A 1,012-nucleotide genomic window follows, 5' to 3' on the forward strand; every position below is an offset into this window, starting at 1 on the left:
GTTCCGGCGAGTGTTCCAGGAGAAGCTCGTCGCGGCCCACCAGGCCGGCCGCCTGAGCTTCTTCGGCGATCACGCCCCTCTCGCCGAGGCGCCATCCTTCGCGGCTTATCTCGCACCGCTGCGCAAGGCCGAATGGGTTGTCTACGCCAAGCGGCCGTTCGGTGGGCCTGAGGCCGTGCTGGCTTATCTGTCGCGCTATACCCACCGCGTCGCCATCGCCAACAGCCGCTTGATCGCCTTCGACAAGCAGGGTGTTACCTTCAGGTGGAAGGACTACCGCGTCGCGGGCCGCGATCGATACAAGCAGATGACGCTTGCCACAGACGAGTTCATCCGCCGCTTCCTCATCCACCTGCTGCCCAAGGGCCTGCACCGCATCCGCCACTACGGCCTGTTCGCCAAGAGCGCCTGCGCCGACAACATCGCCCGCGCGCGTGAACTGCTCGCCGTTCCAAAAGCCAAGAGCGAACCCAACGGTCCCGTTGTCGATGACAGCAAACCGGCTTGTCCTTGCTGCGGCGGTCGCATGATCATCATCGAGGTCTTCGCGCGCGGTGCAACTCCGCGGAATCCGCCGACAGCTCCGACGACCATCATCAGGGTCGACACCTCATGACCGCGTCACAATCCTGCAAGTCTGCTCATCGCGCTCGCTGGCTCTCGACCGGCCACGGCAGAGTGTGCCCAGATATCCGCCAGCCGTCGCAAATCGTCGGACAACTTGTGGAGTTCAAGGCCATCCGCCGCGCATTCGTCAGCGGCTTCACCGCCGCACAACTCGTTGGACCGGTTCGATCCCAATCAACGAGCTCACCCGCGGCACTCAAATCCCCATAGCGCCTGCCGCACCGTCTTACGTTCCCTCAAGCGCGGTTTCCTTGTATGGGCCATTTTTTGTCAAGGAGTTTGCCAGAGCGGCAGCTCGTTTGTCTTTCATCAGTTTCTTTGTTCGATCTCAAAGCCCGTTTCTTCGTCCCGACCCGCCGTTCGCTGACGTCGGCGCGCGCAGGAG

General features: G+C 62.6%; 1 protein-coding gene. It reads left to right on the forward strand.

All coding sequences use genetic code 11. From position 1 onward, the window contains the following. On the forward strand, positions 1 to 616 hold a 616-nt coding region (locus ACZXDY_RS46035; RefSeq protein WP_464350030.1), incomplete at its 5' end, for an IS91 family transposase. Between the last annotated feature and the right edge of the window lie 396 nt (positions 617 to 1,012).

Source organism: Bradyrhizobium sp. LeoB3, assembly GCF_055456055.1.